At 48.3% G+C, this 12,485-nt stretch carries 13 protein-coding genes; 7 read left to right on the top strand and 6 right to left on the bottom strand.

The features are described from left to right. Positions 1-21 precede the first annotated feature (21 nt). The 3 genes from AWQ24_RS12975 to rnc all read right to left on the bottom strand — a co-directional run bounded on the left by AWQ24_RS12975 (position 22) and on the right by rnc (position 3,073). Complete coding sequence (locus AWQ24_RS12975) at positions 22-411, bottom strand: hypothetical protein (protein WP_012308139.1); 390 nt, start codon at positions 409-411, stop codon at positions 22-24. A 35-nt stretch (positions 412-446) separates the two neighbouring features. Next, a complete protein-coding gene (locus AWQ24_RS12970; protein ID WP_065717052.1) occupies positions 447-2,168 on the bottom strand; it encodes an AarF/ABC1/UbiB kinase family protein in 1,722 nt (573 codons plus the stop codon). Positions 2,169-2,296: 128 nt separating this feature from the next. Beyond that, positions 2,297-3,073 carry a ribonuclease III gene (gene rnc, locus AWQ24_RS12965; RefSeq protein WP_065717051.1) on the bottom strand — a complete coding sequence of 259 codons (777 nt, stop codon included), beginning with the start codon at positions 3,071-3,073 and terminating at the stop codon, positions 2,297-2,299. Between the two features lie 186 nt (positions 3,074-3,259). Here rnc and AWQ24_RS12960 point away from each other — a divergent pair, with 186 nt between their 5' ends. Together AWQ24_RS12960 and AWQ24_RS12955 are read left to right on the top strand one after the other, a co-directional pair. Then, positions 3,260-4,444, top strand: coding sequence for an NAD(P)H-quinone oxidoreductase subunit H (locus AWQ24_RS12960; RefSeq protein WP_012308136.1), 1,185 nt, complete (start codon positions 3,260-3,262; stop codon positions 4,442-4,444). Positions 4,445-4,538: 94 nt separating this feature from the next. Continuing rightward, positions 4,539-5,174: an alpha/beta hydrolase gene (locus AWQ24_RS12955; RefSeq protein WP_065711332.1), complete on the top strand. Its 636-nt coding sequence runs from the start codon at positions 4,539-4,541 to the stop codon at positions 5,172-5,174. Here AWQ24_RS12955 and AWQ24_RS12950 read toward each other — a convergent pair. Further along, positions 5,171-6,190, bottom strand: coding sequence for a DMT family transporter (locus tag AWQ24_RS12950; protein ID WP_065717050.1), 1,020 nt, complete (start codon positions 6,188-6,190; stop codon positions 5,171-5,173). The genes AWQ24_RS12955 and AWQ24_RS12950 overlap by 4 nt on opposite strands. Positions 6,191-6,428: 238 nt before the next feature. Between AWQ24_RS12950 and sppA the strand changes: the two genes are divergently transcribed. The 4 genes from sppA (at position 6,429) to gatB (ending at position 9,920) form a co-directional block, all read left to right on the top strand. Next, positions 6,429-7,247 carry a signal peptide peptidase SppA gene (gene sppA, locus AWQ24_RS12945; protein ID WP_012308133.1) on the top strand — a complete coding sequence of 273 codons (819 nt, stop codon included), beginning with the start codon at positions 6,429-6,431 and terminating at the stop codon, positions 7,245-7,247. A gap of 15 nt (positions 7,248-7,262) precedes the next feature. After that, positions 7,263-7,676 carry a chorismate mutase gene (gene aroH / locus AWQ24_RS12940; protein WP_065711329.1) on the top strand — a complete coding sequence of 138 codons (414 nt, stop codon included), beginning with the start codon at positions 7,263-7,265 and terminating at the stop codon, positions 7,674-7,676. 76 nt (positions 7,677-7,752) lie between these two features. Further along, on the top strand, positions 7,753-8,313 hold the full coding sequence (locus tag AWQ24_RS12935; RefSeq protein ID WP_065717384.1) for a Uma2 family endonuclease: 561 nt from the start codon (positions 7,753-7,755) through the stop codon (positions 8,311-8,313). A gap of 116 nt (positions 8,314-8,429) precedes the next feature. Further along, positions 8,430-9,920: an Asp-tRNA(Asn)/Glu-tRNA(Gln) amidotransferase subunit GatB gene (gatB, locus tag AWQ24_RS12930; protein WP_065717049.1), complete on the top strand. Its 1,491-nt coding sequence runs from the start codon at positions 8,430-8,432 to the stop codon at positions 9,918-9,920. A 131-nt stretch (positions 9,921-10,051) separates the two neighbouring features. Here the strand turns inward: gatB and AWQ24_RS12925 are convergent, their stop codons facing one another. Beyond that, the gene (locus AWQ24_RS12925) at positions 10,052-10,369 is read right to left on the bottom strand and encodes a hypothetical protein (protein ID WP_065717048.1); all 318 of its coding nucleotides are present in this window, start codon (positions 10,367-10,369) and stop codon (positions 10,052-10,054) included. Between the two features lie 120 nt (positions 10,370-10,489). Between AWQ24_RS12925 and AWQ24_RS12920 the strand changes: the two genes are divergently transcribed. Continuing rightward, a complete protein-coding gene (locus tag AWQ24_RS12920; protein WP_065717047.1) occupies positions 10,490-11,683 on the top strand; it encodes a response regulator in 1,194 nt (397 codons plus the stop codon). 37 nt (positions 11,684-11,720) lie between these two features. On the opposite strand, the gene AWQ24_RS12915 is transcribed toward AWQ24_RS12920, so the two are convergent. Continuing rightward, entirely contained in the window at positions 11,721-12,434 is a 714-nt protein-coding gene (locus tag AWQ24_RS12915) for a sulfotransferase family protein (RefSeq protein WP_065711325.1), read from the bottom strand. Between the last annotated feature and the right edge of the window lie 51 nt (positions 12,435-12,485).

The following is a 12,485-nucleotide window of genomic DNA, read 5'->3' as shown; positions in this document are numbered from 1 at the left end:
TGTTGGGCGGCTAAATTGGCCTTAAAAAATATTGAAAGAATCAACTTCTAAGGCTTTTGATCCACCTTCCCGGAGAATGGCAAAGACTCGCTCCAATTGTTTCCATAAAAGACCCACAGTGCCGATAGTTAAAGGTAAAGACAAGCTGTAGGCAAACCAAGCGGGGATAAAAAAGACTTCTAAACCACTGGCGAGAAAAATACTCATGCCCATACCAATGCCAAAGAGAGGCAGTTGTAAATCAATGGTGGATAACTGTTTGTGAATATCGTCGTTATTGGCAACAATCCCCCGTGCTTTGAGCTTCAGGGTACTCTGGAACGCAAAGCCGCTAGTTAGGGCAATAAACAAGCCAAGGCCTACCAACAAAAACGGCGGCTGGGGAATGTAATAGTAATAATATTCTTCCATGGATTTTTTAACAAAACTTTATTAACTAGCCTTCATTATGACCGAGATTGGGCGAAACTCGGCAAAACAGCCGTTAAACGCTTACCGGAAAATTGGCGGAGGTTTGACCAGGCGGCCCCCAGTAATTTTTGGGGTTGAAATTCGTCTTTCAGAAGCGCCCAGAGTCGTTGTACTTCTTCGGTGTGGAGTCGATCGTCTTCCGTTAAGGCCAGGAGGATCATCCGGCGAATTTCTGCACCCTCTTCGGACATTAGATACTGGAAACCCATTTGGGCCGTGGGTAAAATATCAAACTGATTATCGGCCTGGGCGATCGCCAACATATTTTCGAGGCGATGCCATTGGAATTTTCCGTCTTTAAAGAGTACTTCTAGGAGCTTGCGGCGTAGCTCTGGGGTTTCGGCAGTTAACAAACGCCGGGAAACGTAAGGATAGGAAATTTCGACGATCTTGAAATCCGGATTCAGACTTAGGGCCAATCCCTCCTGGGTCACAAGGGAGCGGATAATCAGCGCAAACTTGGCCGGCACCCGGAACGGATATTCATACATCAGCGCCGAAAATTCATCGGTAATCGTCTTAAAGTTAAAATCACCAACACTTTCCCCCACCGCTTTTCCTAATACTTTTTCTAGGGCCGGAATAATCGGACGGATATCTGTTTTAGGGGCAAGAAAACCCAATTCCACAAAATCCTTCGCCAGAGTTTGATAATCCTGATTAATCAGCTGCACAACGGAACTAGCAATGGTCTCTTTGGTGGTGTTATCCAATTGATCCATCATGCCGAAATCAATGTAGGCCATGCGTCCATCAAAGGTGGCAAACAGATTACCTGGGTGGGGATCAGCATGGAAGAAACCATGTTCAAGCAATTGCCGCAGTCCCGTGGTTACGCCAATTTCAATAATTTTGTCAGGGTCTAGGCCAGCGGCGCGGATGCGGTCTAATTCGTTGAGCTTATAACCTTGAATCCATTCCAGAGTGAGAAGGCGATGGCTTGTATATTCCCAATAAATGGCAGGAACTTTAACGGTGGGATCGTCGCGAAAATTAGCGGCAAATTTCTCGGCGTTGCGACCTTCGTTAATGTAATCAATTTCTTCAAAAAGCTTGGTGCCAAATTCATCAACAATCAACGTCAAGTCATGGCCCAAGTTGAGGGGAAGATAGGGGGCAAACAGGCTTGCCCCTAAACGCATCAGGTACAGATCAAGGGTCAGCAGCGGGAGTAATTTGGGACGTTGTACCTTAACGGCAACTTCTTCGCCACTATACAAACGTGCCCGATAGACCTGGGCGAGGCTGGCTGCCGCGACGGGATGGGGGGAAATTTCTTGGTAAATGTCATCGACGGGACGACCGAGATCTTTTTCGATAATCGCAAAGGCAATCTCGTTATCAAAAGAAGGCAGTTGATCCTGGAGCTTGATTAATTCTTCGAGAAAGTCGGGACGAATCAAGTCGGGCCGGGTTGAAAGGGCTTGCCCCACTTTGATAAATGTCGGCCCTAAGCGGGTCAGAATTTCACGCAGTTCGTTGGCGCGACGGGCGCGGGTTTCGGGTTCTTCTTCGCGTTTACTATCTAGCCACAATTTGAAGGAAAACCACCCAAATAACCAAATAATCGTAAAGGCCCGCCATAGGGATTGCCAGGGTCGCCAACGGTAATGTTTGGCGATCGCCTTGGCGTCATAGCGGGTCAAGGTGGTAGAACCAAGTTTGTGGTCGGGGGCAACGGAAGGATACTGGGTCACAGTGGTTTCGCCGTCAATGAATTGTGTGGTTTTGTAAAGTAAATCACACTATATTGTATCGAAATTTTTCGCAGCGACACCAAACCAAGCCTGCATCGGGGATCAAGCACAGCCATTTTCTCGCCCAATTAAGGGGATTGGCGCGGGGTGATTTGGGTGGCAAGGGCTTGGAGGAGGGCAAAACGATCATCTGTTGCAGGTGGTTTAGGAGACGGCTCGGTGGGCACTGATGAAGGGGTTAATTTTTGTAAAGCAACCTGGGCCGCGGCTTTTTGGGCTTGCTTCTTCGAGGCCGCTTGACCCCGGCCCCATTCCTGTCCTTGGAGATAAACCGCCACCGTAAAAGTTTTTGCATGGTCGGCCCCGGATTCCTCTAGGGTTCTGTATTTCGGAATTTCACCGTGGTTTGCTAAGGCCCACTCCTGCAATTGGCCTTTGAAATTTTGGGCGAGGGGATCGCTTGGTTGTTGCACGAGGCGATCGGCCACGGGAATGACTAAGGTTTCAACAAAGGCGATCGCCGCTTCGATCCCCGCATCTAGAAAGTAAGCCCCGACGACCGCCTCAAAGGTATTACTTAAAATCTCTGGGTTTTGCCTGGCTCCTTCCTTTTCGGCCCCTTTGCCGAGGCGCAAGATCTGATCGAGACCCAAGGCCTGGGCAAATTCAGCGAGCTGGTGGCGATTATTTTCTAAACTGGCCCGCAACCGGCTCAGTTCCCCTTCCTGAAAGTCAGGATAACGCTCATACAGCAGCTTGCCCATGATGAACTTGAGCACCGCATCGCCTAAAAATTCCAGACGCTCATTGTCTTGGATTGTCTCTGGTTGTTCGTTGGCAAAGGAGCGGTGGGTCAACGCCTGTAACAGAAGAGGCGATCGCCGAAAGGGAGGCAAGCTTGTCATGGTTAAGCGAAACTTTATAATGTTCAGAGAGTAAATAAACCTAGCGTCAAACCATCTAAAAGCCAATCACTGCAACTCATAAGCAACGGTGATTCAGGAGATTGGAAAAACGCAATGCACAAACAAACCATCTCACCCCATCACCAGATTTAATTTAAATAAGCATAACGGAAGACCTGCGGATCCATGACAAGAATTGAAACTCGTACCGAACCTATGGTGATTAACATGGGGCCTCACCACCCCTCCATGCACGGCGTATTACGCTTGATCGTCACCCTTGACGGGGAAGACGTCGTTGATTGCGAACCCGTCATCGGCTATCTGCACCGGGGTATGGAAAAAATTGCCGAAAATCGCACCAATGTCATGTATGTCCCCTATGTGAGTCGTTGGGACTACGCCGCAGGGATGTTTAACGAAGCGATCACCGTTAATGCCCCCGAAAAACTCGCCGATATCGAAGTGCCGAAGCGCGCCCAATATATCCGCGTGATCATGCTGGAGCTGAACCGCATTGCCAATCACCTTCTTTGGCTTGGCCCCTTCCTCGCGGATGTCGGTGCCCAGACGCCTTTCTTCTACATCTTCCGGGAACGGGAAATGATCTATGACCTGTGGGAAGCCGCCACCGGGATGCGCCTAATTAACAACAACTATTTCCGCATTGGTGGTGTAGCTGTCGATCTGCCCTACGGTTGGAACGATAAATGTTTAGATTTTTGCGATTATTTCGATCCCAAAGTTGATGAATACGAAAAACTAATCACCAATAACCCCATTTTCCGCCGCCGGGTAGAAGGGGTCGGCACGATCACCCGCGATGAAGCGATCAACTGGAGTCTGTCAGGGCCAATGTTACGGGCCTCTGGGGTGAAATGGGATCTCCGCAAGGTAGACCACTACGAATGCTACGACGATTTTGACTGGGATGTGCAGTGGGAAACTGCTGGGGACTGTTTTGCCCGTTATCTGGTGCGGATTCGGGAAATGCGCGAGTCAGTGAAAATTATTCGCCAAGCCCTGAAAGGAATGCCCGGCGGTGCCTACGAAAACCTCGAAGCCAAGCGGATGTTAGAAGGGAAAAAATCCGAATGGAACGACTTCGATTACCAATACATCGCGAAAAAAGTTGCGCCGACCTTTAAAATTCCTGACGGTGAACATTATGTCCGTCTCGAAAGTGGCAAAGGCGAAGTGGGAATTTTCATCCAGGGCAATAACAATGTGTTCCCCTGGCGCTGGAAAATTCGTTCGGCAGACTTCAATAACCTCCAAATTTTGCCCCACCTGCTAAAGGGCGTGAAAGTAGCGGACATTATGGCGATCCTCGGTAGCATTGACGTGATTATGGGTTCCGTTGACCGTTAATTGTTCTGAGTGAGAAATGTGAAAGAGGGCTATGGCGGCTCTCTTTTTTTGTTTGCGGTATTTAATGTTTTGAAAATTTGGAGAATAGAAAATTATGGCGATCGCCCCGTTAGAAAGTTTAGAATTTGCCAACTGCCCACCGGAGACCGCGCAATATTTGGTGGTGATGCTCCACGGTTGGGGGGCCAACTACCATGACCTCAAGCCCTTGGCCCGGATGCTGGATCTTCCCCACTGTCACTTTCTTTTCCCCAATGCACCTTTTCCCCATTTCCAAAGTCCCCAGGGGCGGGCTTGGTATGCCCTGGAACGGGAAGATTTTCAGGGTTTGCCAGAGGCGCGTGATCGCCTTTTTCAGTGGCTGCAAATCCTACCAGAAAATACGGGCATTCCTCCGGAACGAACCGCGATGATTGGCTTTTCCCAGGGAGGCGCGATGACCCTCGATGTCGGTTTACAGTTCAATTTCGCGGCCCTTTGTAGTTGCAGCGGCTATCTCCATTACGAACCCCAAAGACGGCCAGGGGATTTTTCGCCGACGTTACTAATCCACGGCACCCAAGATCCCGTGGTGCCGATCCAAGCAGCCCACCAAGCCAAAACCCAACTGGGTCAAGTGGGCGTTCCCCTCGACTATTTTGAATTTTCTGGGGGCCACGAAATTCCGGCGATCGCCTTAGCCCGAATATCCCAGTTTCTAAACCAGCATTTGCTTCAGAAAGAAACCTAATTTTGTTTACTGCTTTCGACGGGAATTTTACTGTCCTGGGGCGTGCTTACCCCTGCTACAGCTTCAGTTTGGGAAAACCAAGCGGCAATTTTTTCCCGTTGGTTAATTAAATAAATGCTCACCAGGGTCAAGCCCACACCGACCCATTGCAGGGGGCTTAATTTTTCGTTGAGGAGGACATTGCCGAAAATTAGAGCAAAAACAGGGGTGAGGAACGTCAGGGCGCTAAGACTGGTTAAATTCCCCTCGGACGCCAGGTAGAAAAATAAACTATAGGCGATCGCACTGCCAAAAATCGTGGCATAGGCCAAGGCCCACCAGCCCGACGTGCTAATAAATTGCCATTGCAGGGTTTCTAGTTGATCCGAAGCGATAAAGAGTGGGATGCCGCCAAGAATCATGTGCCAGCCCGTTGCCATCACCGGATCCGCATGGCGACTGACATAACGGATCAAAATCGTGCCCACTGCCATCGATAGGGAAGCCCCCAGCATCAACACTTCACCACTAATACCGAGGTTTTCCCACTGAAAAAAAGAAAGATCTCCCTGGAACAGCGCCAAAATCCACGCATCGGGAATGCCAATTAAGCTAATCCCCAAAATCCCGAAACCTAACCCTAGCCAACCCCAGAGGCCGATTACTTCCCCAAATAGCCAACTCGATAAAAGGGCCACGGCGAGGGGTTGCGAATCAATCATCACAGAACCCAATCCTGCTCCTGTTTTCACGAGTCCCTCTGCTAAAAAGCCTTGGAACATGAGGCCATCGACTAGGGCAAAGAGGCCAATCCAGAGCCAACCCTGCCAAGAAATGTGGCGATCGCGTCCCGATAGGAGTCCGAACAGCAACACCAATAATCCCGCTGGCACTAAGCGCAACCCCCCTAGAAAAAGAGGTGTGGTTTGGGGAATCACGCCCTTCATCGCGACCATGGCCGTACCCCACAGGAAAAAGGGTGCAATCAGTACCAAGGGAAATTGACTAAAGTTCGACTTCGAGAGATTGAGGGCCATAAATTCAGGGCAACTATAAAGACTCGCGGTAATGTGTAGTAATGTTAAGCATAGGGGAAATTTATAATTTTTGTTGTTCTTTCCCGTACAGTCCCCTCGCCACTGGCTCTCAAGACTTGCCCACTACCGCCGAAAAAACCACGGTAAAACCCAGCGGATCAGTTAGCATAGGGGATTAGTGCCCTCAACGTCTAATCTGCAGGGCCTGCTAACATTTCATTATTTTTGACAAATCCCTATGGTGTGGCCGTTTCCTCCGAAAACCCGTAAACAAGTTGCGCGTATTGAAATCACCGGGGCGATCGCCGCTGATACCCGAAAACGAGTCCTAAAAGCCCTCGAAGAAGTCGAAGAGAAAAAATATCCGGCCCTGCTGTTGCGGATCGATTCCCCTGGGGGCACCGTGGGCGACTCCCAAGAAATTTATTACGCCCTCAAAAAACTCCAGGAAAAAACAAAGATTGTCGCCAGCTTCGGCAATATTTCGGCTTCCGGGGGCGTTTACATCGGCATGGGAGCGCAGCATATCGTTGCAAATCCGGGGACAATTACAGGCAGCATCGGCGTTATTTTGCGGGGCAATAACCTAGAGCGGCTCCTCGAAAAGGTTGGTGTCTCTTTTAAGGTGATTAAGTCTGGCCCTTACAAGGATATTTTGTCCTTTGACCGGGAGTTGACCGAGGCGGAAGAAAATATTCTCCAGGAAATGATCGATGTCAGCTACGGCCAGTTTGTCAAAACTGTCGCCGAAGCCCGCAATCTGGATGTGGAAACAGTGAAAACCTTTGCCGATGGTCGCATTTTTACCGGAGAGCAAGCGCAGGAACTTGGTGTCGTTGATCGCCTCGGCACCGAAGAAGATGCACGCATTTGGGCCGCAAAATTAGCGGGCTTAGATCCAGATAAGGCAGAATGTCGCACCATTGAGGAACCCAAACCCCTGATTACTCGCCTTTTGAGTCGCAATCAACTGAGTTCGCCCGTGGGGAACGCCCTTAATTGGGTAGAATTTGAACTGGCAACGGCGGGACAACCCCTGTGGCTCTATCGACCCTAATTTCGAAAATTTTTGATGCTTGAGGCGGAGGAAACCAACGTGGACTGGAAGGTGCGGGCTATTCGAGGCGCAATTACAGCAACGGCCAATACCAAGGAGGCGATCGCCGATGCGGTGCGGGAACTACTCGATGACATTGAAGTCCGCAACCAACTAGACCCCGAAGAAATTATCAGTGTGGTGTTTACTGCCACTGCCGATTTGGACGCTATTTTTCCGGCGGCGATCGCCCGGCAGCGGCCCAACTGGGATAATGTTCCCCTCCTCGATGTGCAGCAAATGGCTGTCCAAGGGAGCTTAGAGCGTTGTATTCGCGTTTTAATTCACCTCAATACCCCCAAACCCCAGGCGGAGATTTACCATTCTTACCTGCGCCACGCCCAAAACCTCCGCCCCGATTGGCACCTCGCCCAAATTGCGAGCCGTTAACGTTTAACGATGCCTGGAAAAACAGTCCAGTACAATGGGAAGCAATGAAGTTATTTCCCTAAAGAAACTTCCGCCCATGGTTGCCACCTCGACAAACCGTTATAGCTTTGAAGCGTATTGCCAATATGATGACGGCACCGATACCCGCTACGAACTTGAAGATGGCAATTTAGTTGCAATGACGCCCCCCACCTTTCGCCATATTTTACTTGCGGAAAAATTAGGCGATCGCCTGAAACAAGAAATCACGCGCTTAAATCTCCCCCTGTATTGCCTCCGGGAAACAGGGTTGCGGGTCGGTTACGCAAAATCACGGATTGTCGATTTGATGGTGGTTGATCAACAAAAGGTTGCCGCTGCGGTGGATCAAGCTGGCATCTATCAATCGACACCCAACTTGGTCGTGGAAATTGTCAGTCCAGAGTCGGTAATTCGAGATTACCGCTATAAGCGCTCTGAATATGCGGCGATCGCCGTTCCGGAATATTGGCTCATTGATCCGAGCGCCGAAAAAATTACGATTCTGACTTTTAATGAAGGTCTATACGATGAAAGGATTTTCACACAAGAAGAGAAGCTGGTTTCACAACAGTTTCCTGAATTGACCCTGACCCCACAGGATCTCTTTGCTCTCTAAGCTGTAATAACAATGCTTTTTCCTTGGTCTCACCCTAACCGAGCACAGTAACTCAACCAGCCAAGGATAGAATAGAGGCTATTGATTTTTGTACGTTTCCTAAATAAAAAAGTCCTATGGCAGTTGCAGCACCCCGCAAAACCGAGTATGAAGCGATTATTGGGCTCGAAACCCATTGTCAGCTCAATACCGCCAGCAAAATTTTTTGTCATTGTTCTACTAAATTTGACAGCGACCCCAACAGCAATGTCTGTCCCGTCTGCCTAGGCTATCCTGGAGTTTTGCCCGTTTTAAACGAAAAGGTGCTGGAATCAGCGGTGAAAATGGGCCTGGCCCTCAAGGCAAAAATCAGCCCCTACAGCAAATTTGACCGGAAACAATATTTTTACCCAGACCTACCCAAAAATTACCAAATCTCCCAATTCGATCTGCCCATTGTTGAGCATGGTCACCTAGAAATTGAAATCGCCGACAAACCCAGTGACCCCCCAGTCAAAAAAACCATTGGCGTGACCCGCCTCCACATGGAAGAAGACGCCGGAAAATTAGTCCATGCCGGGAGCGATCGCCTCGCGGGTTCTACCTACTCCAAAGTGGATTTTAATCGTACCGGGATTCCGCTCCTGGAGATTGTCTCAGAACCCGATATTCGTTCTGGCAAAGAAGCCGCTGAATACGCCCAGGAATTGCGCCGTCTCGTCCGCTATCTCGGCATCGGCGATGGCAACATGCAAGAAGGCTCTCTCCGCTGTGACGTAAACATTTCCATTCGTCCTGTTGGCCAAGAAGAATTCGGCACCAAAGTCGAAATCAAAAATATGAACTCTTTCAGTGCGATCCAAAAGGCGATCGACTACGAAATCGAGCGACAAATCAAAGCCGTCGAAACAGGGGAACCCATCTACCAAGAAACGCGCCTCTGGGATGAAAGTAGCCAGCGCACCTTTAGTATGCGGAAAAAAGAAGGCTCCAGCGATTATCGTTATTTCCCAGAGCCAGACCTGCCCCCCATTGAAGTGACCCCAGCACAACTAGAAAAATGGGCTGCCGAACTCCCCGAAACCCCCGCCCAAAAGCGAGAGCGCTACGAAACCGAGTATGGTCTGTCTTCCTATGACACGAGGGTTTTAACCGACGACCGCGACGTAGCTGAATACTTTGAAGCGGCTGTGGCGGCTGGGGCAGATCCCAAACAAGTGACCAACTGGGTGACCCAAGACATCGCTGCCCACCTCAATAAAAATGTCGGTCTAACGATTGTTGAGCTTCCCCTAAAGGCAACGCAATTAGCTGAACTCGTCAATTTAATTCACGATGACACCATTAGCGGCAAAATTGCCAAAGAAATTCTTCCGGAACTGTTAGAGCAAGGTGGTTCGCCCAAGGCAATTGTTGATAGTCGCGGCTTGACCCAAATTTCAGACACAGGTGCCCTAGAGGCCATGGTGGATGAAGTTTTGGCCGCCAATCCTGAGAAAGTAGAACAATTCCGCGCCGGAAAAACAAAGCTACAGGGCTTTTTTGTGGGGCAACTGATGAAAAAAACTAGCGGCCGTGCTGATCCGAAACTGCTCAACCAAATCCTGGCCCAGAAACTGCGGGGCTAGAAATTTTCTTGGGGTGAGGGGATTGTCCCCCCAGGTAGACTGGGCTATATTAAAGATAGTAGATGCACCCTGATGATTGGGGGAGTCACAAGGTGGCTCTCCTTTTTTTTGTACGCTAGAGAAATTAGTCTTTAACAGATGTCGGCATCACTCAGGTATTGCTGCATCTTTTCTAGGGAAAGGTTTTGTTCAAGGAAAATAGGCTGGTTTGGATTGTAGGGACTTTGGAGACGATCAATCCTGAGAATTGGCATCTCTGCTAGAACTGGGTTATCGGGATTATAGTCTGTTGGCTGCATCAAAGAACTAGAAAAGCCTTTAAAAATAATAATTTGGTCTTCTATTTCCCCGTGGCCTAGGTGAAGTAGCAGCACTTCATGGGCATACTTACGGGTATAGGCTTCGAGGTGTTTGGCTAAACGGGAAAAATCTGTACTTTGGTGTGTCATGGTGATGATAGGAACAGAATAAATGACTTAGTATTGAGTATTAGTGTAGGCAATCACTGCGGTTTGTTTGTCAATTAATGTTGCAGTGGTGTTTCTATTTTGAAGCTTAAGGGTTACGCGATGACAAATGCCAACTTGCCCCCGGAAATTCCGATTCGCAATTTTGATGCAGCGAAGCAAACAACCCTTTTTCAGACCCTCAAAATGCCGCAGTTTACGGGTCGCTTGATCTTGACGGATCCGCGATCGCATCAATGGTCTTTTTTCTTGTATTTTGGTCGTCTGGTCTATGCTTCGGGGGGAACCCACTCGGTACGGCGCTGGCGGCGTCATCTGACGGCTCAAATGCCCCACATCGCGGCCAATACGCAACTATTGCAACAGGGTTTATCGGCCATTACATCCCAGGCGATTAAACTGCATTGGGAATATGATTTGATTCAAACTTGGCATGGGCAACAACGGATTACGCGGGATCAAATTCGTCGCATGATTGAGGCGATCGCCACCGAGATTTTTTTTGAAGTCAGCCAGAGTACGCAAGTCACCTACCATTTCGACCCCGTCACAGAGCAGCAGGAAGATCCGCTCATTTTAATTGACCCAGCCCAAAGTATTTTGCGAGCTTGGCGCCTCTTTGAACAGTGGAATAATCTAGAGATTGCCCACCTGTCGCCCCAGGTTGCCCCCGTTATTGTTAAACCAGATCTGTTACAGGCGCGCTCTTCGGAAGCCAATTACCAGTTACTAACAAGTTTGGTCACGGGACGGCGAACCTTTTGGGATTTATCGATCCGTCTCAAACAGGATGTGCCCCAGGTCGCCCGACTCTTGATGCCCTACATGAAGTTAGGGTTTATTGATGTCAAGATGTTAGATGATCTGTCGTCACCGCTGACGAATGCTCCCCCCCAGCCGACGGCTTCAAAGCCAGTGATTGTTGAGAATCAGCCACTCATCGCCTATCTAAGCCTAGACTCCAAACAACATCAGCACCTCCGTCAAATCCTCAAGCAACAGCGTTATCGTTATTTGGCGATCGCCGATCTCACCAAGGCACTGCCGGATCTCTTAACAGAAAAACCGAATCTCATCCTTTTAGATCTAGAACTTGATGGCAACACAAATGGCCTTGAATTTTGTACCCAATTGAAAAAACTATCACTATTTCGTCAAACACCAGTCTTGCTCATGACCGATAATAATCGTCTTTTTGATCGCGTTAAAGGGCGCTTAACTGGGGTCACAGACTTTATTTCAAAGACAGGTACACCAGACGAACTGCTTAAAGCACTGCAAAAATATCTCCGCTAGGATCAGTGCTTTTGGCAAATAATTGTGAAAAATTTAGTTAAGCAAGCGTCGGGTAATAATAACGTAAAACTGAATCATCTATCTGCTTATCAATCATGCTAGCAATGTCATCAGTAATTGGTTCCAGAGGTTTTTGAGGGGCACTAGAATTACTAGCATCCACTGGAAATTGTAGCCAATGTTGATAGATAAGTTTTTCAATAGTGCGATTCGTTAAAGTTAAATTCCAACCAACGCCACCATGCATATATTGGTTGAAAATTTCCGGCTTTTCTGGTTGAGGTATCCATTGATATAAATCCTGAAGAACAGCTAATTGATCTTTTTTGAAATCTTCATATCGAATAACTTTTACATAGGGCACCAGTTCGATGAACTTTTGATAGCTAGCATATTTTTGATTCCACATATCTAAAATACTTGCGTAGTCTTCAATGGGATAGTCTAAGAATCGCTTGAAACTGTACCGGTGAATGACTGCATCAGAATCGCAGTACGGCCAACGGTGCATTGCTGCCGCCCATTCATAGGGATGACGTACTGTGATAATAAATAATGTGCGAGCAACCAAGGGCTTATTTTGCAATTCCTCTGCATTAGGAGCTTTGCGATGTTTCCAACCGAGGAAATCATAGTAAGGATAATCTAAATCAAAGTTTTGTATCAGTAATCTCGCGATCGCATTTGTTGCAGTGTGGCGCTCTCCAAAGATTTTAAATTGGATAATTTGATTTTGATATTTATTCATCATATATTGCAAATGAAAGTTTTTTTGAGTAGATAGGCTAAATCACCTTAGTCT

This window comes from Picosynechococcus sp. PCC 8807, assembly GCF_001693295.1.
Taxonomy (GTDB): Bacteria; Cyanobacteriota; Cyanobacteriia; order Cyanobacteriales; family MRBY01; genus MRBY01.
This window is presented reverse-complemented; position numbering and strand designations above follow the sequence as displayed.